The following is a 19,363-nucleotide window of genomic DNA, read 5'->3' as shown; positions in this document are numbered from 1 at the left end:
GTCCGGGGCGGGGGCAGGGACCGGAGCGGGCGCCTCCGCCTCACCGGCCTCCGCCTGCCCTGCCTCCGCCTGCTCCGCCTGCGGCTTCGTCTCCTTCTCCTCCACCGGGGCCGGCGGGCGTACCGGATCCGGTTTCGCGGTGGAGGTGCGGAGGATCTCCTGGAGCATTTCCTCCGCGCGCTCCGCGCTCAGCCGGCGCCGCGGGTCCTTGTGCATCAGCTGCCCCACCACCTCGGCCAGCTCCTCGCCGTGCTCCATCGGGAGCGGGTCGGACTGGCAGGCGGCGACCAGGAGTTCGTACTCGTTCGGCCGGTCGAAGGGGTGCCGGCCCTCGACCATCTCGTACAGCGTGACGCCCAGCGACCACAGGTCGGACGCCGGGGTCGCGGCGCTCACCTGCGACGTCTGGCCGAGCAGTTCGGGCGCCAGGTACTTGAAGGTGCCGATGAGCTCACCGGCTCTGGTGAGCGGGACGGCGCCGTCGAAGGTCGCGATGCCGAAGTCCGCCAGGATCGCGAAGTCGTCCTTGGCGAACAGGATGTTGGCCGGCTTCACGTCACGGTGGACCACTCGCGCCTCGTGGACCGCCCGCAGCCCGCCCAGCACCTGGAGCCCGATCGCGGCCGTCCGCCGCACCGGCAGCCGCCGCTCCTCGCGCATCAGGTCCGCCAGGGAACGCGCGTTGAGCAGGTCCATCACGATCCAGACCTGGTTGCCGGACTCGACCCGGTCGTGCACCGCCACCACGTTCTGGTGCCTGATCTTGGCGATGGCCGCGGCCTCCCGCCGGGCCCGCTGCATCATCTGCTCCTGCGTGGCCGCCCCGACGGCGTCCCGGCCGAGCAGTCCCTTCACCGCGACGTGCCGGTCGAGGCGGGTGTCCAGGGCCTTCCAGACCTCGCCCATGCCACCGCGCCCGAGGCTGTGCAGCAGCTCGTAACGGCCGTCGATCACCTTGTGCGGTGCGGGGGCGGCCACCTGGCCGGACGGCTCGGACGACTCCTGCGTCGGCTGCGTCTCCGGCCACGGCCGGGCGTGTTCGGTGGAGTCGCTCCGGAGGAATTCGCCGGCCCCACGAGGGGAGCCGTCGCCCTGTCCGTGGTCCGAATCACGACCGGCCGTACCCTCGCTGTGCATGCGACCCCCTGTGGACTACATGGAGGCAACAGACTAGACGCTCGGCCATATCCGGGCCTGCTCACAGGACTTGCGATTCGGTCACTTCCGGCAGGCCGCACAGGCGATTCGGCCCCCGCTCCTCACCGCGCTCCCGCCACTCCCTCTGCGCGCTCCCACCGCGCTCCCGCCACTCCCTCTCCGCGCTCCCGCCACGCCCGCGCCGCTCCCCTGCCGCTCACCCCTCCGCGTACCGCTCCCCGCACCGGCTGCAGAACACCGGCTCCGGGTCCTGCGAGAGCCGGCCGCACGCCGGGCAGACCAGGTCCAGCATGCAGGGCGCCTCGCCGCCCTCGTACGCCGGAGCACGCACCGGCGCGGGCACGGCCGGGGCCGCCGAAGCCGGGGTCCTGATGGTGAGGCCGGGGCGGCGGCGGTGGACGGTCAGGTAGGCGAGGCCGTCCGGGCCGGCCGCGAGGGCGCGGCGGGAGGTCCGGGGCAGCCAGGCGACGGTGCCGGGAGTCAACTCCAGCGAATCGTCCCCCGCCTCGATCCGGCCGTCGCCCGCGACGGTGACCAGAAGCACGTCCAGCACGTCCTCCTGATGCGCACCGACCGAGCCGCCCGGCGGCAGACGTACCAGGTTGGCATCCAACTCGCGGCCCTGCTCGGCAAGTTGCCACAGCGCGCCGCGGTCCTCGCGGGTCGCGCCGCGGAGCAGCTCGTCGAATACGGCAAGAACGCGCGGTACGGAGTTCACGACGCCAGGCTACGCGCAGGCAGGGGCAGGCGCCGGACCGTCGTACAGCCATGGGAAGCTGTGCTTCCGCTGTATGCGCGCGCCGGTGCTCGTACCCCCCACCGGTCACCTGTGACCTGTGCCGTCGCCCGTCGCAGCGGATCACGAAACGAACATCTGAGACGATCCTTGGGGTACGACTTGAGATCGAAGCGCACAATCACGAACCGCACTTTCCCGAAACGAAGAATCCGGATCACGGCCGCCCTGGCGACCACCGCCGTCGCGGGTGTCCTGGTCTTCGAGGGGGTGACGGGCAGCCCCTCGGTGGACACCGACGCCAAGCCCGGCCCCACGAAGGCCGATGTGCGAAAGACCTCGCTGAAGGTCGGCGGTGACGGCACGTCCGCCGTTCTCGGCAAGCGGGACAGCCCACCGTTCAGCATGCTGGGCATCACCTGGACCGATCCGGCCGCCCGGGTCACCGGGGCCGTCGAGGTCCGGACCAGGTCCGCCACCAGCGGGAACTGGACGTCCTGGGTGCCGCTCGAAACCGACCTGGACGGGCGTACGGAGACCGGCCGCTCCGGTGTACGGGGCAGCACCGAGCCCCGCTGGGTGGGCCCCTCCAACGGTGTGGAGGTACGGATCAACGCGGGCGGCAAGGTATCCGCCAAGCTGCCCGCGGGGCTGCGGCTGGACACCGTGGACCCGGGCCGGGGCAGCACGCTCGCCGCCGAACCGGCCGCCTTCGCCGCCGACCTGCCCGCGGAGGACCCGTCGGCCACGCCCACCACCGACCCGGCGGACCCGACGCCCTCCGCACCGGCCACGCCGGGCGACGGCACACAGACGCCCGCCGAACCCACGCCGACCGATCCGGCGCCGCCGACCCCGTCGGACCCGGCCACCGCGGAGCCCACTCCCCCGGCGAGCCCGAGCCCCTCGGCGCCGACGAGCTCCTCCCCCGCCGCGACGCTGCCGCCCGCCCCGCCGTCGACGGTGCCGAAGCCGCCGATCACCTCGCGGGCCGGCTGGGGCGCCGACGAGTCGATCAGCCCGGAGGCGCCGGAGTACCTGGACGGCGTCAAGGCCGTCTTCGTCCACCACACCGCGGGGAGCAACTCCTACTCCTGCGCCGACTCCGCGGCGGTCGTACGCAGCCTGTACGCGTACCACGTCCAGAGCGAGCACTGGAAGGACATCGGCTACAACTTCCTGGTCGACAGGTGCGGGAAGATCTTCGAGGGCCGCAAGGGCGGGGTGGACCGGCCGGTGTTCGGCGCGCACACCTACGGCTTCAACCGGGACTCGGCCGGCATCGCGGTGATCGGCACCTACACGGACTCGGCCGCGCCCAGCGCGGTGACGACGGCGGTGGCGCGGATCGCCGCGTGGAAGCTCGGCCAGTACAAGGGCGACCCGGCGGGCAGCACCACGCTCACCGCGGGCGCCACCGGCGGCAACTACTTCGGTACGAAGTTCACCGCCGGCACGAAGTACACCTTCAAGCAGATCTCCGGGCACCGCGACGGCTTCAACACCCAGTGCCCCGGCAACATGCTGTACGGGCAGCTGAAGTCGATCCGCGACCTCGCCGCGGGCCCCGTCACCGGGCTGGCCGTCAAGTCGGTGACCGGCGCCGGGCTCTCGGGCACCACGTACTACACCAGGTCCGCGGTCACCGTGGGCTGGGCGGCGAGCACCCCGAGCGCGTTCATCTCCAAGTACGAACTGCTGGTGGACGGCAGCCCTGTCGCCACCACCGCGGGCACCGCCACCTCCGCGCCGGCCACTCTGGCCGTGGGCTCCCACCGGGTCCAGGTCCGTGCCACCCACCAGTCGGGCAAGGTCACCACGTCGGCGGCGGCCACCGTGGTCGCCGAGCAGACGGCGCCCGCGTTCACCACCAAGCCGAACCTGGCGCTGCGCACCGGCACGGTGAACACCACGGCCGTCCCGCTCACCCTCAAGTGGAAGGCCACCGACGCCGCTGCGCTCAAGGAGGTCCGGCTCACCGCACCGGTGGCCAAGACCTACGGCCCGACGACGACCGCCGCCTCGCACACCGCGAAGCCGGGCGTGGCGACCACCTGGTCCATGAAGGCGTACGACCAGGCGGGCAACACCGCCGCCTCGTCGGTCGCCGGCACACCCGTCATCGTGCAGGAGAGTTCCGCGACGAGGACGGGCAGCTGGACGACGCGGTCCTCGACCAGCTATCTCGGCGGCAAGTCGTACTCCAGCTCGTCCAAGGGCGCCGCCCTGAGCTGGACGTTCACCGGCCGCTCGGTCGCCCTGGTGGCCTCCCGGGCCACCACCTCGGGCCAGGTGTACGTGTACGTGGACGGGGTGAAGGTGTCCACGGTGGATCTGAAGTCCAGCACCACCAAGTACCGCGACGCGCTGTGGACGAAGAGCTGGTCGTCCAGTGCCAAGCACACCGTGAAGATCGTCGTCGTCGCCACCTCGGGCCGGCCGACGGTCACCACCGACGGCATCGTCTACCTGAAGTGACCGCAGGGCACTGAACCGACCGCCGTACGGCAACCGCATGACGCACCGCCCCCGGTACTCCGCCGGGGGCGGTCGCGTTCCGGAGTCCTTGCTTCGAGCGGACTCGAAGGCGTTGGGTTGATTCCCATGGAGTACACACAGCTCGGACGCACCGGACTCAAGGTCAGCCGCCTCGTCCTCGGCACGATGAACTTCGGCCCGCAGACCAACGAGGTGGACAGCCACGCCATCATGGACGCGGCGCTGGACACGGGGCTGAACTTCTTCGACACTGCGAACGTGTACGGCTGGGGCGACAACAAGGGCCGCACCGAGGAGATCATCGGCACCTGGTTCGCCAAGGGCGGCGAACGGCGCGACAAGGTGGTCCTGGCCACCAAGATGTACGGGAACATGGGCACGGACGGCGAGCCCTGGCCCAATCACGACAAGCTCTCGGCCGTGAACATCCGGCGCTCCGTCGATGCCTCGCTGAAGCGGCTCCAGACGGACCACATCGACCTCTACCAGTTCCACCACGTCGACCGGAACACCCCCTTCGAGGAGATCTGGCAGGCGATCGACGTCCTGGTCCAGCAGGGCAAGATCCTGTACGCGGGCTCGTCGAACTTCGCCGGCTACAAGATCGCCCAGGCCAATGAACTGGCCGCCCGGCGCGGCTCGTTGGGCCTGGTCAGCGAGCAGTGCATCTACAACCTGATCGAGCGCCGCGCCGAGATGGAGGTCATCCCGGCCGCGCAGGACTACGGCCTCGGCGTCATCCCGTGGTCCCCGCTGCACGGCGGGCTGCTGGGCGGGGTGCTCCGCAAGGAGCGCGAGGGCACGGCCGGGCGGTCGGCCTCCGGCCGCAGCGCGGACGCCCTGAAGGACTCGGCGCAGCGCGAGAAGATCCAGGCGTACGAGGACCTGCTCGACGAGCACGCCCTGGAGCCGGGCGAGGTCGGTCTGGCCTGGCTGCTCACCAGGCCGGGGGTGACGGGGCCGATCGTCGGGCCGCGCAACCGGGAGCAGCTGGACTCGGCGCTGCGGGCGCTGGAGCTCGACCTCTCGGCGGAGCTGCTGGCGTCGCTGGACAGGATCTTCCCTGGCCCCGGGCCTTCGCCGGAGGCGTTCGCCTGGTGAGGACCTGCTCACGAAGACCGCCTCACCAGGGCCTGCCCGCGAGGGCCTGCCCATGAGGGCCTGCCCGTGAGCTCCCGCTTGCGAGCGCCTGTTCGTAAGCACCTGCCCATGAGGGCCTGTTCATGAGGGCCTGCTCGTGAGGGCTGTCCGACGGGCCGCTGCCGCACCGCCTTCCGGCGGGGCGGCGGCGGCCCTCCCGCGCGCCCCGGTTCAGGGCGTGCCGAGTTCCTCCAGCGTCGCCGCCAGCCAGTCCAGCTCCGCCTCGCTGGTCGCGCGGGCGATCCTCAGCAGCCCGCGCCGGAACGGGTCGTCGAACGACTCGGCGCCCAGCGGCCGTTCCCCCTCGTAGAAGAAGCTGCTCGGCTCCTCCAGGAACGCGAGCCGGCGCCGCAGTACGTCCGCCTGTTCGGCCGGGGACGAGAGGTGGCGCAGGAAGGCGAGGACGGTGAACCAGCGGTTCTCGTCGCTGATGTCCACCTCGTCGGCCTCCCGCAGCCGTCGCCGCAGCTCCTCGCGGCCCGGGCCGGTCAGCGTGAGGGTGTGGCGGGGCGCGGCCCTGCTGCCGGGTTCGGTGCGGCGCTCCAGCCATCCGGCACGTTCCAGGCGCTTGATCGCCGGATACAGCGTGCCGTCCGCGATGGGGCGGACGTGCCCGGTGAGGTGGGCGACCCGGCGCTTCAGCTCGTAGCCGTGCAGCGGTTGCTCGTACAGAAATCCAAGGATGGCCAGTTCCAGCATGTGCGTATCCTCTCCGACGCCTCCGGATATACCTCGGTCTCGATGTATAGTCTCGCCGATGGTTGCGGAGCGAGCGGAGGAGGAGCCATGCACGACGCCCGGGTGACGGCGGACGGCGCGCGTATCAGGTGGGTGGAGCTGCCCGGCCGGCCCGGCGGCGCCCGGACCCGGGTCTACATGCACGGGCTCGGGGCCTCGTCCGGCCCGTACTTCACCGCGAGCGCCGCCCACCCGCTGCTGGCGGACGGCCGCTCGCTGCTCATGGACATGCTCGGCTTCGGGATCAGCGACCGCCCCACGGAGTTCGGCTACACGCTGGAGGAGCACGCCGACGCGGTGGCGGCGGCGCTGGAGGCGGCCGGGGCACACGACACCGACGTGATCGCGCACAGCATGGGCGGCGCGGTGGCCATCGTGCTCGCGGCGCGCCATCCGCACCTGGTGGCCCGGCTGGTCCTGATCGACGCCAATCTGGACCCGGTGGCGCCCGTCCGCGCCCGGCCGGGCAGCAGTGGCATCGCGGCGTACTCGGAGGAGGAGTTCCTGGCGCACGGCTGGTCCGAGGTGCGCGACCGGGTCGGGCCGCACTGGTGGGCGACCATGCGGCTGGCGGGCCGCGAGGCACTGCACCGCAGCGCGGTGCACCTCGCCGCCGGGACGACGCCGGCCATGCGCGAACTGCTGCTCGGCCTGAAGATCCCGCGCACGTTCCTGCGCCCGGCGGCGGACGGCCCGCTGCCCGGCGAGAGCGTGCTCGTCGAGCACGGGGTACGCGTCGTGGCGGTCCCGGACTGCGGGCACAACATCATGCTGGACAACCCGGAGGCGTTCGCCCGGGAGACGGCGGCGGCGCTCACTGTCCGATGAGCGCGGAGCGATCCTGCGCTCGCCGCGTGGACGAAGTCGTGCCGCTCCTGATCATGGCCCTGGCCGTGGGCATGGGCCTCTTCACCTGGCTCGCGGCCCTCGCCCGTCGGCGCGGGGCCGCGGGTTCGGCCCTGAGCGCCGCACCGGCCTCGTACCACGAGGCGTACCAGGGCACCGCCCATCAGGCGTCCCACGAGATCCGGGCGGGCGGAGCACCGGGCGCCGGTCCTCTCGCCGGACGGCGCATGGCGGCCGCCGGCACCTGACGCGGGGGGCGTACGCCGTGGGCGAGCGCCCGCGCGCGGGCCGCTGCGGGGGCTGCGGCGCCGGTTCGGCCGGCTGCACCGCCGCTGAGCCCCGTCCGCACGGGCCGCCCGCCGGTCACGCCCCGACGGCGGCCGCCACGGCGACGACGACGAACATCAGCACGAGCACGGCCGCCATGATGCGGTTTCTGGTCTTCGGATCCACCCCTGGAGCGTAACCGCCGCCCTCAGTGCCCCAGCGACCAGGATGCGACCACCTCGTACCCGGGCTGCTCGCCCGGCACCCCGCTGTCCGGCAGATCGCTCCGCACGAGGGCCATCTCGCCGACCTCCCACCCGGTGCCCTCGAAGCCGCCGAGCGCCTCGACACAGGGGCGCAGGTCGATCTCGGCGCGGCGGCTGCGGGCGAGGGTGAGGTGCGGGTGGTAGCGGCGGTGCTCGTCCATCGGGATGCCGGTGCGGCGGGCGGCGGCGTCGGCGCGCTCGGCGAGCAGCCGCAACGTGTCCAGCGCCCCCGCGGCCCCCGCCCACAGCGCCCGCCCGCCGAACCGGCCGGCCCCGTGGACGCGCAGCGGGAACGGCTCGGTGCGCCGGGCGGCCCGCGCGAGGCGCTCCTCCAGCTCGGGCAGCAGCTCCTCGTCCACGGGCCCGAGGAACGCCAGCGTGAAGTGCCAGCCGGGCACCCCGGTCCAGCGCAGCCCCTCGGCCTCGGGGAGCGCGTGCAGCGGGGCGACGGCACGGCGCAGTTCCTCGACGGCGGGGGCGGGCGGCAGCACGGCGACGAAGAGTCTGAGACGGCTCATGCGCCGAGTGTCGCACCGTCCCGGGACGGCTCCGCCCCCTCCTCGGCACACGGCACGGCCCCGACCGTCATCCACCCGGTCGGGGCCGTCTCCCGTGCTTCACGGGGTGGTGCTCATGCCGCCGTGGCCAGCTCCTCGCGCGGGACGAACCGCAGGTGCGGGCGGCCCGGACGGAGGTCGACGCGCAGCCGCAGTCCGCCGACGCGGGCCAGCATCAGGCCGACGCCGAGTGCGGCCAGCAGCGAGAACGCGCCGCCGACGGCCATGCCGGTACGGACCCCGTAGGCGTCGCTGATCCAGCCGACGATCGGGGCGCCCACCGGTGTGCCACCGGCGAAGACCATCATGTACAGGCTCATGACCCGGCCCCGCATGGCCGGGTCGGCGGCCATCTGGACGCTGGTGTTCGCGCTGATGTTCGTCGTCAGGCCGATCATGCCGATCGGGACCAGCAGGATCGAGAAGAGCCAGACGGACGGGGACAGCGACGCGATGATCTCCAGCACGCCGAACGCCGTGCCCGCGGCCACCAGCATCCGCAGCCGGGAGGAGCGGCGACGGGCGGCGAGCAGGGCACCGGCCAGGGAGCCGGCCGCCATCAGGATGTTGAAGAAGGAGTACATCCCGGCGCCGCCGTGGAAGATCTCGTCGGCGAAGGCGGTCAGCCAGATCGGGAAGTTGAACCCGAACGTGCCGACGAAGCCGACCAGGACGATCGGCCAGATCAGCTCGGGGCGGCCGGAGACGTAACGCAGGCCCTCCCGCAGCTGTCCCTTGGCGCGCGGTACGACGGTGGCCTTGTGCAGCTCGTTCGTGCGCATCAGCATCAGGCCGATGAGCGGGGCGGCGAACGACAGGCCGTTGAACATGAAGGCCCAGCCGCTGCCGACCGTGGTGATCAGGACACCGGCGACGGCCGGGCCGATGAGCCGGGCGGACTGGAAGTTCGCCGAGTTGAGGCTGACCGCGTTGCGCAGCTGGGCGGGGCCGACCATCTCGGACACGAACGACTGGCGGGCCGGGTTGTCGACGACCGTCACCATGCCGAGCAGGAACGCGATGAGGTAGACGTGCCACACCTGGACGACACCGGAGAGCGTGAGCACCGCGAGGGCGATCCCGCAGAGGCCGAGCGCCGCCTGGCTGAAGAGAAGGAGCTTCCGCTTCGGGAGGCGGTCCGCGATGACACCACCGTAGAGGCCGAACAGAAGCATCGGAAGGAACTGGAGCGCCGTGGTGATACCGACGGCGGCGGCGGACCCGGTGAGGCTCAGGACGAGCCAGTCCTGCGTGATGCGGGACATCCAGGTACCGGTGTTGGAGATCACGGCGCCCGTGGCGAACAGGCGGTAGTTGCGGATCTTCAGCGACGAGAAGGTCCCGCCGGGCTTGCTCTCGTGGGTGGAAGTCGGTGCGGGGGCGGAGTCTGCTCCGGATCCCGTACTCAAAAGGGTTCGCCTCCTCGGGCGTATACGTTTCGCTGACTGACGGGGTGCGGCGGGGCGGGCGGTGCGCCGGTTCCGGTCCGGCGCGGCCCGTACCGCTACAGGTGGGCGAGCTTCTCCAGCACGGGCGCCGCCTTGCGCAGCGTCTCCCACTCGTCCTCGTCCAGGCCCTCGGCGAGGGCGGTCAGCCAGGCGTTCCGCTTGGAGCGGCTCTCTTCGAGCATGGCTTCGGCCTGCTCGGTCTGGCTGACCACCTTCTGGCGACGGTCATCGGGGTGCGGTTCCAGTCTGACCAGACCCTTCGCTTCCAGCAGCGCGACGATGCGGGTCATCGACGGAGGCTGCACATGCTCCTTGCGGGCCAGCTCGCCCGGCGTGGCCGAGCCGCACCTGGCGAGCGTGCCGAGCACCGACATCTCGGTGGGGCTCAGCGACTCGTCGACGCGCTGGTGCTTGAGGCGCCGGCTGAGCAGCATCACGGCGGAGCGAAGGGAGCTCACGGCGGCGGCACTGTCGCCGTCGTGGATCAGGTCAGGCATGTTTATTAGCGTAACTCATTAGTCGCTCTAAAGACCATTCGTGTTACACGCGCGAGAGGCACTTCACCCAATCGGTCACCCGAACGAGTGAGTCGGATCCGTAAAGTGACGCGAACCGGCCCGCCGGGCCGTAACCCTGCTTGCCATGGGATCGACTGTGCTCAGCCTGCGGATAGACGGTGAGCTGCTCGACCGGCTCCGGCAGCATGCCGCCAAACGCGGAATGAGCGTCCAGGACTATGTGGTCCGGACGCTCATTCGCGATGATTTCGACGAGCGCTTCAAGGCGGCCGTCGACGAGACGGAGAGGTTCTACGGCCCGGAGGGGACCGCGGGGATCAGAGCCGGAGAGGTCACGTGAGGCCGAGGGCCGGCATCGCGTAGTAGAAGACGAAGACCGCGGAGACCACGTACATGGGCACCGGCACCTCGCGCCAGCGCCCGGCCACCACGCGCAGCACGGAGAAGGCGATGAAGCCGATGCCGATGCCGTTGGTGATCGAGTACGTGAGCGGCATCATCAGCATGGCGAGGAAGGCCGGGATGGCGAGCGTGTAGTCGCTCCAGTCGATGTCCCGCACCGAGCCCGAGATGATCAGGAAGCCCACCGCCAGCAGCGCCGGGGTGGCCGCCTGCGACGGGACCATGGTCGCCAGCGGTGTCAGGAACAGCGCCACCGTGAACAGCAGGCCCGTCACGATGCTCGCGAAGCCGGTGCGGGCACCCTCGCCGACACCCGCCGTGGACTCCACGAAGCAGGTGCCCGCGGAGGCGGAGGTCCCGCCACCCGCGGCGACCGCGATGCCGTCCACGAACAGCACCCTGTTGATGCCGGGGAAGTTGCCGTCCTTGTCCGTCAGATTCGCCTCGTCGCCGACCCCGAGGATCGTGCCCATCGCGTCGAAGAAGCAGGACAGCAGCACGGTGAAGACGAACAGGATGCCGGTGAGCAGGCCGACCTTGCTGAAGCCGCCGAACAGACTGGCCTGACCGAACAGCCCGAAGTCCGGAGTGGCGACCGGGTTGCCCGGCCACTGCGGGACGGTCAGGCCCCACGCCCCGGCCGGCAGATCGGCGATCACGTCGATGATCATCGCGACGACCGTCATCGCGACGATGGAGATCAGGATCGCGCCCGGCACCTTGCGGACGATCAGCGCGAGGGTGAGCAGCGCGCCGATGATGAAGACCAGGACCGGCCAGCCGTTGAGGTGGCCGTCGCTGCCGAGCTGGAGCGGCACGGTGGTGTGCGCGGCGTCCGGGACGCGGGAGACGAAGCCCGAGTCGACCAGGCCGATGAGCAGGATGAAGAGGCCGATGCCGATCGCGATGCCCTTGCGGAGCGACATCGGCACGGCGTGCATCACGCGTTCCCGCAACCCGGTCGCGACCAGCAGCATCACCACGATGCCCGCGAGGACGACCATGCCCATGGCGTCCGGCCAGCTCATCCGGGGGGCGAGCTGGAGGGCGACGACGGTGTTGACGCCGAGGCCGGCCGCCAGCGCGATCGGCACATTGCCGATGACGCCCATCAGGAGCGTGGAGAACGCGGCGGTCAGCACGGTGGCGGTGACCAGCTGGCCACCGTTGAGCTGATGCCCGTACATGTCCTTGGCGCTGCCGAGAATGATCGGGTTCAGCACGATGATGTACGCCATCGCGAAGAACGTGGCGAATCCGCCACGGATCTCGCGGGCGACCGACGACCCCCGCTCGGAGATCCTGAAGAAACGATCCACGCCGCCGCGCGGCTGGGGGGCCGCAGGCTGCTGGGCATCGACCGGAGCGGTGGCCGAGGGGGACATGTATGACCTCAGTCGTACGTAGAGGGGGGAAGAAAGTGGTCAGCTTTGGACTTTCACACGAACAATTCGAGTCAGCCTTAAGCAGATTCAGTATGAATACATAAGGCGAAGATCGCTATCTCCGCGCGTAGACCCTTGGGCCACCTGGCTCGGGCGGCCTTCGTACAGGGGCCCCATACACTGAGTCCATGGCGAAGTGGACACCGAAGCACGAGGCACCCGAGCCCCTGGAGGGGCCCGTCGTCGCCACCATCACCGGCGGCACGATCCTCTGGTTCGTCCTCTTCCTGGTCCAGATCCCCTTCTACGGCTGGTTCGACGACCACGGACATCTGTGGTGGGTGTGGACCTGCCTGGCCGGTGCGGGGCTCGGCCTGATCGGCATCTGGTACGTACGGGGGCGCGACGCGGCGATCAAGCGCGCGGCGGCCGCGGCCGAGGACGAGGCGTCGCCCGACAGCCTCTAGCGTTCTTCCGCCCGGATCCGGACGAGAGACCCTAGGGATCCGGCACCGGCCCCGTACCACCTCAGGACCATTGCCCTCCTCCTCCGGTCTGATCTTCGGACCGCCCAGTGGGTGAATCGGACCATCCACCCGTACCGTCGGAACCATGACGCAGCGGGCATCCCATTCCTTCGACGAGCAGACCCCCGGAACAAGTGGCTCCACCGGCCATCCGGGCTCGGCCATGATCGACGCCGGGGCCGAGCTCGATCCGGTCCACCCGGTCAAGTTGCCCGCCCCGGCCGTGGACCCACGCGGGCTGACCGCCGCCGAGGTCGCCGAGCGGATCGCCCGCGGCGAGGTCAACGACGTACCCGTCCGCTCGTCCCGCTCCGTCCGCGAGATCGTCCGCGCCAACGTCTTCACCCGGTTCAACCTGATCATCGGCGTGCTCTGGCTGATCATGCTGTTCGTCGCGCCGATCCAGGACAGCCTCTTCGGCTTCGTGATCATCGCCAACACCGGCATCGGCATCGTCCAGGAGTGGCGGGCCAAGAAGACCCTGGACAGCCTCGCGGTCATCGGCGAGGCGAAACCCACGGTGCGCCGCGACGGGGTCGCGGCCGAGATCTCCACCTCCGAGATCGTCCTCGGCGACCTCGTCGAGCTGGGCCCCGGCGACAAGGCCGTCGTGGACGGCACGGTCGCCGAGGCCGACAGTCTGGAGATCGACGAGTCGCTGCTCACCGGCGAGGCCGACCCGGTACTGAAACGGCCCGGCGACCCCGTGATGTCCGGCAGCTTCGTGGTCGCCGGCGGCGGCGCCTTCACCGCCACCAAGGTCGGCCGCGAGGCCTACGCCGCCCAGCTCGCCGAGGAGGCGTCCCGCTTCACCCTCGTCCAGTCCGAGCTGCGCACCGGCATCTCCACCATCCTCAAGTACGTCACCTGGATGATGGTGCCGACCGCGATCGGCCTGGTCATCAGCCAGCTCGTCGTCAACGACAACGACCTCAAGGGATCGATCGCCCGGACCGTCGGCGGCATCGTCCCGATGATCCCCGAGGGCCTGGTGCTGCTCACCTCGGTCGCGTTCGCGATCGGCGTCGTACGGCTCGGCCGCAAGCAGTGCCTGGTGCAGGAGCTCCCGGCCATCGAGGGGCTGGCCCGCGTCGACGTCGTCTGCCTGGACAAGACCGGCACCCTCACCGAGGGCGGCATGGACGTCACCGAGGTCCGGATGCTGGGCGGGGCGGACGACGCGTACGTCCGGAGCGTGCTGGGCGCCCTCGGCTCCTCCGACCCCCGTCCCAACGCCAGCCTCCAGGCCATCGTGGACGCCTGCCCGGACGGCGAGAAGTGGCTGTGCACCCAGACGCTGCCGTTCTCCTCGGCCCGCAAGTACAGCGGCGCCGCGTTCGACGAGGGCGGCGGCCGGGAGTCGTCCTGGCTGCTCGGCGCCCCCGATGTGCTGCTGCCCGAGCAGGACCCGGCGCTCACCGAGATCGAGCAGCTCAACCAGCAGGGCCTGCGGGTGCTGCTGCTGGCCCGCGCGCAGGGGGCACTCGACGGGCCGGACATCGCCGCCGGGGCGGTACCGAACGCGCTGGTCGTCCTGGAGCAGCGGCTGCGGCCCGACGCCGCGGCGACCCTGGCCTACTTCGACGACCAGCGGGTCGCGGCGAAGGTCATCTCCGGCGACAACGCGGTCTCCGTCGGCGCGGTCGCCGGGAAGCTGGGCCTGCCCGGCGCCGAGCACACCCTGGACGCCCGCCGGATGCCCACCGACCCGGACGAGATGGCCACGGCCATGGAGGAGAACGCGGTCTTCGGCCGGGTCACCCCGCAGCAGAAGCGGGACATGGTCGCCGCCCTCCAGTCGCGCGGCCACACCGTCGCCATGACCGGCGACGGAGTCAACGACGTACTCGCGCTGAAGGACGCCGACATCGGCGTCGCCATGGGATCGGGTTCCGAGGCGACCCGGGCCGTCGCCCAGATCGTGCTGCTGAACAACAGCTTCGCGACGCTGCCGTCCGTGGTCGCCGAGGGCCGCCGGGTGATCGGCAACATCACCCGGGTCGCCACCCTGTTCCTGACCAAGACCGTCTACTCGGTGCTGCTGGCGGTCCTGGTGGTCTGCACGCAGGTGGACTACCCGTTCCTGCCGCGTCATCTGACCCTGCTGTCGACGCTGACCATCGGCATCCCGGCGTTCTTCCTGGCCCTGGCCCCCAACAAGGAACGGGCCCATCCGCACTTCGTGCGCCGGGTCATGCGGTACGCGATCCCGTCGGGCGTCATCGCGGCCGCGGCCACCTTCGCGACGTATCTGATCGCCCGGAGCCACTACTCCGGTACGGGTGCCCTCGAAGCGGAGACCAGCGCGGCCACACTCACGCTGTTCCTGGTCTCGATGTGGGTGCTGGCGATCATCGCCCGCCCGTACACCTGGTGGCGGATCGCGCTGGTGGCGGCGATGGGGCTGGCGTTCCTGATCGTGCTGGTGGTGCCGTGGCTGCAGGACTTCTTCGCGCTGAAGCTGGTGGGGACGACGATGCCGTGGGCGGCGGTGGGCATCGCGGTGGTGGCGTCGGCCGGCCTGGAGTACGCCTGGCGGCTGGTCGGCCGACGCTTCCCGGTGTAGCGCGCGGACCCGCGCGCCCGTTGCCTCGCGCCGTTACTTCACGTCGACGAAGTCGCCGGCGGTGGTGACGGCCGGGGTGGTGGACGTACCGGCGAAGCTGTAGCGCCAGTAGCCGTCGACCGAGGCCTTGACCGTGGTCTTCAGGTTCCCCGTGCTGTTCGTCCTGATCGTCTTGACCGTGGAGTACGTGGAGCTGGTCTTCTTGCGGAACTGGAGCTTCACCGACTGGCCGGTGTAGCCGTGGTACGCGTGGTCCTCCCAGTTCGCCCGCGACAGCTTCCCGGTGACCGTGATCGTCCTGCCCTTCTTCACCGGCTCCGGCGAGGCGTTGACGGTCAGCTTCGACAGCCGCTGGATCTTCGCCGTGGCGGCGTAGTCCGAGTAGTAGCTGGAGCCGTCCTTGGCCTCCGCGCCCGCGAGCACGTGCCAGGAGCCGGCCAGCGCGTTCTTGTACAGGTCGACCCTGGGGTCGATGGTGATGGTGAGGGAGCAGGTGCTGGTGGTCGCGCTCGCGGCCTTGCAGGTCGCGTCCTCCTCGTTGGGCAGCAGCGCGCCGTCCATGCCCTCGTCCTGGTCCTTGCCGTGCCACAGGATCAGCCAGCCGGTCTCGATGCCGGAGGCGTGCGAGGCGGTCACCGAGACGGTGACGGTCTTCTTGGCGGTGGTGCCCAGGACCACGTCCTTGCCGCCGTTGACGGTGATCTTGGAGATGACGGGATCGGCCGATGCGGCGTGCGCCGCCGGTACGGCGAGGGCGGACAGGACCAGGGCGCCGGAGGCTGCGGCGACGGTGGCACGAAAGCGCATGGTTTTCTCCGTGGAGAAAGGCCTTGTGGGCCGGACGGGAGTGCACGGGACGGATGCGTGAGCAGCGGGATCCCTCGCGGAGGGATCCCGCTGCTCACGGGTGGCCACGGATGGCCGTGACGGTGCCGGGTGGAACTACTTCACGTCGACGAAGTCACCGGCGGTGGTGACGGCCGGGGTGCTGGCCGTACCGGCGAAGCTGTAGCGCCAGTAACCGTCGACCGAGGCCTTGACCGTGGTCTTCAGGGTGCCGGTGCTGCTCGTCTTGATCGTCTTGACCGTGGAGTACGTGGAGCTGGTCTTCTTGCGGAACTGGAGCTTCACGGCCTGCGTGGCGTAGCCGTGGTAGGCCAGGTCGTCGAAGTTGGCCCGCGACAGCTTCCCGGTGACCGTGATGGTCCCGCCCTTCTTGACGGGCTCCGGAGCGGCGTTGACGGTCAGCTTCGAGAAGCGCTGGACCCTGGTGGTGCCCAGGCCGTCCTGGAGCGCGAACCCGAGCTTGGAGGGGTCGGGGTCGTTCCGGTTCTCGCCGTTGTAGTCGACGGCGAAGCCCTGTCCCTTCCACGTGGTGGCGTCGGCGTTGCCGATCAGGTCGTAGACGGGCGAGACGGCGATCCGCCCGGTGCAGGTGGCGACCGTGGTGGAGACCTTCTTGCAGGTGGGGGCGGTGTCGCCGTACAGCTCGTTCGTCGGGGCGTCGAACGAACCGCGGTAGAGGCCCACGCCGAGCTCGAAGTCCGAGGCGAAGATGTTCACGTCGGCGCCGTGCGTCACGGTGAACGTGGTCGGCACGATCTTCGTGGCGGCGGTGCCCACGGCGATCGGCTTGCCGCCGTTGACCGTGAACTTGGAGAAGACCAGGTTGAGCGGGCCGACGGTGTCCGCGGCCGCGAGGGAGCGTGCGCCGGACTTCGCGGCGGAGCCGGACTGGGCCGCACGCGCGACATCGGCGACGGAGCCGGTCGCGCCGTGCGCGTCGCCGGCCTGGGCGGCCGACGGTACGACGAGGGCGGAAAGAGCCAGGGCGCCGCTGACGGCAGCCACAGTGGCACGAATGCGCATGTTCATTCCCCAAGTTGGAGAAGGGGCCCGCGGAGGTTGACCGCCCGCAGAGCCAAGATCGTCTGTGAAGCCTGGTGGCTTCACAGACGAGACCATCCTCAAACGTGAAGGGTTGTGCGGCCATTGGGGTTTTCTCGCGAATTCCCCCGCATTCGGCCCCGGTACGCCGCAGGAACTCTCAGTCGAACCAGCGGTCCCGGGCCAGCTCCTCCGTCCGGGACGGGTCCTCCAGCAGCGCCGCGACCTCGAAGCGGCGCGGCCACTGGCCCGCCGCCCAGGCCAGACCCGCCGCGACGCCCTCCAGCGTGGCGGCGTGGACCGTGCCGTCGGGGGTGCGGCGCCAGTCCAGTTCGACGCCGCCCGCGCGCAGTTCGCCGTGCTCGACGTACGCGTCCGGCGTCCCGGCGCCGAGCAGCACCCGCACCGCGTCCGGCACCCGGTGCTCCTCGCCCTCCGTCGACACCTCCGCCTCGACGCTCTCGCCGAGCCGGCGCACCTGGAACAGTTCGGCCAGCTCCGCCGCGCGCGTCGGGGCGACCGGGAGCAGCGGGAGCCCGTCGGTGAGCGGCAGCAGATCGGGGGCGTCCGCGATCACGGCGTCCGCCGCGTCGACGACCCGCACCTCGCCGTCGACCACGGCCCGCAGCTCGTCCGGCAGCGTGACCTGTTCCGGGTCGAGGTCGGCCAGCGCGGTGTACAGCGAGTGCAGTTGTACGGGGCCGACCGGGCGCTCGTCGTCCGCGAGCCGGCCGAGGAGTTCGGCGGCGCCGCCGGGCTCGTCGAGCAGTGCGGCCACGGAGGTCCGTACGCCGAGAGCGCGCAGCACCTGGGCGTCGTCGAAGCCGGTGGCGTCGGCGGAGTCGTACAGCCCGGCCAGCCGGGGGTCGCCGCCCGCGGCCCGCAGCCCGGCGGGGCGGCGGCCGTCGAGCACCGGGTGGTCGCGCAGCCACCAGGCCGTGTACGGGCGGACGGACTGCGTGGTGCCGTCCGGCAGCAGCACCCGTACCGGCTGGGTCAGCGCGTCGCGCAGCGGCGGCCGGGCGAGCATGGCGAGCGCCTGCGGCCAGGCGTCGTCGTCGACCAGGTCGAGATCGCGGACCGCGACGATCTCGGTGGCGACCGGCGGCACGGGGGTGTCGGGCAGCTGGTCGAGGATGTCCTCGCACCACACGTCCACGGCGTCCAGCAGCCCGGCGTCGTCGGGCTCGGCGAAGTCGCCCTCGCGCGGTTCCAGTTCGTCCGGGTCCAGCACCACGTCGGTGGTCCGTACGAGGGCGAAGGTGGCGAGCACACCGCAGGCGGTGAGCGGCTGCTCGCCCCAGCGGTCGGCCAGCTCCTGGTCGCAGAGCGCCAGTTCGCCCTCGCGCATGATGGCCGCGAACGGGCTCGCGGGCAGCACCAGTTCGCCCGCGGGGGCCGGTTCGCCGTCCTCGTCGGGGAGGGCCAGCGCGCCGAGCCAGGGCTCGTCGCCGGGTGCCAGTTCGGCGTCCCGTACGAGGGTGAGCACGGTCTCGGCGAGCTCGTCGCCGTCCAGCGCGTCCTCGTCCCAGATCTCACCCGCGTCCAGCGACCCGGCGACGGCGGCCCGCACCTGCGGGGTCGTCAGCACGGCGCGCGGGGTGGCGGGCAGGGCGCCCAGCTTCTCCAGCAGCGGATGGGCGGCGTCCGGGTGGGCGACCTTCAGCCCGAGCCGGGCGAGGCGTTCCAGCACCGGGCCGGCAGCTGTGTCGGGCAGCGGCAGCAGCACCTGGCGGGGCCCGATGGTGGTGCGGGGCACGGCCGGGGCCCCGGAGTCCGCGTCCTGCGCCGTCCCGGCCAGCGGTACGGGCAGGCCGGAGAGGCGGTCCGGGTCGATGCCGGAGAGGCTGTCGTACAGCCGCCGCCACCAGCCGGGGTCGCGTTCCAGACCGGCGAGCCGGTCGATCGCCTCGGTCAGCGGAACCCGGGCGACCTGGAGCGTACGCAGCTCGCTGCGGCGTTCCAGTCCGGCGGGCAGCAGACACGGCAGGACCTCGGCGAGCACCCGTACGGTCTCGGCGCCGACGCCTTCCAGCACCTCGGCCTCGATGGGCCGCAGCGCCGTGGTGGCGGGGGCGGGGAGGCCGTCCGGCTGCACGTCCCAGGTGTCCCACCGGTCCGCCTCGGCGGCGGTGGTGTCGCGCGGGGCGGCGGGCGCCAGGAACGCGACGCGCGGCAGCCGCTGAAGGATCGCGCCGCGCAGCGCCCCGTCCAGTTCGCCCTTGCCGAGCGGTCCCGGTACGAGGTCGATGGTGTCGACGGACACCGGCTGCCAGCCGGCGAGCAGTTCGGCGTACGCGTCGGCGGCGCGCTGCACCAGGAAGTCGGTGAGCGGTCCCGGCGCGAAGTGGCGGCGGGCGGTGTCGAGCGGCAGCGAGGCGATGAGCAGGGCGGGGATGCCGAGGGGTTCGTCGGTGGGGGTC

17 protein-coding genes are annotated in these 19,363 nt (G+C 71.4%); 7 read left to right on the top strand and 10 right to left on the bottom strand.

Features of this window, described 5'->3' with window-relative positions:
- Both AADR41_RS34835 and AADR41_RS34830 read right to left on the bottom strand, forming a co-directional pair.
- Window positions 1–1,137, bottom strand: a 1,137-nt coding sequence (locus AADR41_RS34835; protein WP_342285906.1) for a serine/threonine-protein kinase, incomplete at its 3' end; no start/stop codon positions are given.
- Window positions 1,138–1,354: 217 nt separating this feature from the next.
- Window positions 1,355–1,876: a cupin domain-containing protein gene (locus tag AADR41_RS34830; RefSeq protein ID WP_342285905.1), complete on the bottom strand. Its 522-nt coding sequence runs from the start codon at window positions 1,874–1,876 to the stop codon at window positions 1,355–1,357.
- 423 nt (window positions 1,877–2,299) lie between these two features.
- Here AADR41_RS34830 and AADR41_RS34825 point away from each other — a divergent pair, with 423 nt between their 5' ends.
- Complete coding sequence (locus AADR41_RS34825) at window positions 2,300–4,372, top strand: peptidoglycan recognition protein family protein (protein WP_342285907.1); 2,073 nt, start codon at window positions 2,300–2,302, stop codon at window positions 4,370–4,372.
- A 126-nt stretch (window positions 4,373–4,498) separates the two neighbouring features.
- Complete coding sequence (locus tag AADR41_RS34820) at window positions 4,499–5,494, top strand: aldo/keto reductase (protein ID WP_342285904.1); 996 nt, start codon at window positions 4,499–4,501, stop codon at window positions 5,492–5,494.
- Window positions 5,495–5,704: 210 nt separating this feature from the next.
- Here AADR41_RS34820 and AADR41_RS34815 read toward each other — a convergent pair whose 3' ends face one another.
- Window positions 5,705–6,232: a PadR family transcriptional regulator gene (locus tag AADR41_RS34815; protein WP_342285903.1), complete on the bottom strand. Its 528-nt coding sequence runs from the start codon at window positions 6,230–6,232 to the stop codon at window positions 5,705–5,707.
- Between the two features lie 87 nt (window positions 6,233–6,319).
- On the opposite strand from AADR41_RS34815, the gene AADR41_RS34810 reads away from it, so the two are divergent.
- Together AADR41_RS34810 and AADR41_RS34805 are read left to right on the top strand one after the other, a co-directional pair.
- Entirely contained in the window at window positions 6,320–7,099 is a 780-nt protein-coding gene (locus tag AADR41_RS34810; RefSeq protein WP_342285902.1) for an alpha/beta fold hydrolase, read from the top strand.
- 26 nt (window positions 7,100–7,125) lie between these two features.
- Window positions 7,126–7,365: a hypothetical protein gene (locus AADR41_RS34805; protein WP_342285901.1), complete on the top strand. Its 240-nt coding sequence runs from the start codon at window positions 7,126–7,128 to the stop codon at window positions 7,363–7,365.
- A gap of 227 nt (window positions 7,366–7,592) precedes the next feature.
- Here AADR41_RS34805 and thpR read toward each other — a convergent pair whose 3' ends face one another.
- From thpR to AADR41_RS34790, 3 genes are all read right to left on the bottom strand, one after another.
- Complete coding sequence (thpR, locus tag AADR41_RS34800) at window positions 7,593–8,168, bottom strand: RNA 2',3'-cyclic phosphodiesterase (protein ID WP_342285900.1); 576 nt, start codon at window positions 8,166–8,168, stop codon at window positions 7,593–7,595.
- 113 nt (window positions 8,169–8,281) lie between these two features.
- On the bottom strand, window positions 8,282–9,616 hold the full coding sequence (locus AADR41_RS34795) for an MFS transporter (protein WP_342285899.1): 1,335 nt from the start codon (window positions 9,614–9,616) through the stop codon (window positions 8,282–8,284).
- 95 nt (window positions 9,617–9,711) lie between these two features.
- Window positions 9,712–10,152 carry a MarR family winged helix-turn-helix transcriptional regulator gene (locus tag AADR41_RS34790; protein ID WP_072485764.1) on the bottom strand — a complete coding sequence of 147 codons (441 nt, stop codon included), beginning with the start codon at window positions 10,150–10,152 and terminating at the stop codon, window positions 9,712–9,714.
- A 145-nt stretch (window positions 10,153–10,297) separates the two neighbouring features.
- Here AADR41_RS34790 and AADR41_RS34785 point away from each other — a divergent pair, with 145 nt between their 5' ends.
- Window positions 10,298–10,513, top strand: coding sequence for a ribbon-helix-helix protein, CopG family (locus AADR41_RS34785; RefSeq protein ID WP_342285898.1), 216 nt, complete (start codon window positions 10,298–10,300; stop codon window positions 10,511–10,513).
- Here AADR41_RS34785 and AADR41_RS34780 read toward each other — a convergent pair.
- Complete coding sequence (locus AADR41_RS34780) at window positions 10,506–11,960, bottom strand: NCS2 family permease (RefSeq protein WP_342285897.1); 1,455 nt, start codon at window positions 11,958–11,960, stop codon at window positions 10,506–10,508. The two genes, AADR41_RS34785 and AADR41_RS34780, sit on opposite strands and share 8 nt — an antisense overlap.
- Before the next feature lie 188 nt (window positions 11,961–12,148).
- Here AADR41_RS34780 and AADR41_RS34775 point away from each other — a divergent pair, with 188 nt between their 5' ends.
- Window positions 12,149–12,427, top strand: coding sequence for a DUF2530 domain-containing protein (locus tag AADR41_RS34775; RefSeq protein WP_342285896.1), 279 nt, complete (start codon window positions 12,149–12,151; stop codon window positions 12,425–12,427).
- A 145-nt stretch (window positions 12,428–12,572) separates the two neighbouring features.
- Window positions 12,573–15,053 carry a cation-translocating P-type ATPase gene (locus AADR41_RS34770; RefSeq protein ID WP_342285895.1) on the top strand — a complete coding sequence of 827 codons (2,481 nt, stop codon included), beginning with the start codon at window positions 12,573–12,575 and terminating at the stop codon, window positions 15,051–15,053.
- 33 nt (window positions 15,054–15,086) lie between these two features.
- Here AADR41_RS34770 and AADR41_RS34765 read toward each other — a convergent pair whose 3' ends face one another.
- The 3 genes from AADR41_RS34765 to AADR41_RS34755 all read right to left on the bottom strand — a co-directional run.
- Complete coding sequence (locus AADR41_RS34765; RefSeq protein ID WP_342285894.1) at window positions 15,087–15,860, bottom strand: DUF5707 domain-containing protein; 774 nt, start codon at window positions 15,858–15,860, stop codon at window positions 15,087–15,089.
- A 135-nt stretch (window positions 15,861–15,995) separates the two neighbouring features.
- Entirely contained in the window at window positions 15,996–16,922 is a 927-nt protein-coding gene (locus AADR41_RS34760; protein WP_342285893.1) for a hypothetical protein, read from the bottom strand.
- Window positions 16,923–17,100: 178 nt separating this feature from the next.
- On the bottom strand, window positions 17,101–19,363 hold a 2,263-nt coding region (locus tag AADR41_RS34755; RefSeq protein WP_342285892.1), incomplete at its 5' end, for a molecular chaperone Hsp90.

This window comes from Streptomyces sp. CLV115 (genome assembly GCF_038448545.1).
GTDB classification, from domain to species: Bacteria; Actinomycetota; Actinomycetes; order Streptomycetales; family Streptomycetaceae; genus Streptomyces; species Streptomyces sanglieri.
This window is presented reverse-complemented; position numbering and strand designations above follow the sequence as displayed.